We start from the raw sequence: 512 nt of genomic DNA, 5'->3' as shown, positions 1-512 counted from the left end.
GTTCCCCGTTTTTGATAGAGAGCGAAGACAGTTTCTGGCGATACGTTTCTGAAATTTGAGAGAACAAACTCAAACCTTGTAAAGAGAAAACTGCCAGCATCACGGGTAGCTCTAACTGCGACACGTTCTGCGTTTTTCCAACTGGCTGCTTGATAGGTGAGAAAGAAATACTGTACCTCATGTGTCCTGAAATCAGTTTCATCACTATAAAGGACATATCGCTCAGCCTCGCTACGTAAACGACTATTCGCCTTCAGGCGAATCACAAAACGGATATCGTTCTCATTGCAAAAATTGTAAATTTCTGGTTTTGCAAAACCACTGTCACCACGAACCATACTATTCATATTGCAAGGATGTTTTGAAAAATGAGTGACAATATTTGTAAGAAAGGTCTCGGCATTCTTTGAGGTATAAACGTTACCTGGGCGTAATTCTGCGCCAAGAAACATTCCGGTTAAGCCATCAAAAGCGACAAGAGGATGATAGCCGTTAGTCTGATAGTGATTGTT

The 512-nt window shown here is 41.4% G+C and carries 1 protein-coding gene; it reads right to left on the bottom strand.

All coding sequences use genetic code 11. The features are described 5' to 3' along the window. Positions 1 to 512: transposase (locus ACFSR0_RS04355; protein ID WP_379980280.1), on the bottom strand; the 512-nt coding region annotated here is incomplete at both ends.

Origin of the sequence: Enterococcus camelliae, assembly GCF_042685105.1 — a bacterium.
GTDB lineage: Bacteria > Bacillota > Bacilli > Lactobacillales > Enterococcaceae > Enterococcus_G > Enterococcus_G camelliae.
This window is presented reverse-complemented; position numbering and strand designations above follow the sequence as displayed.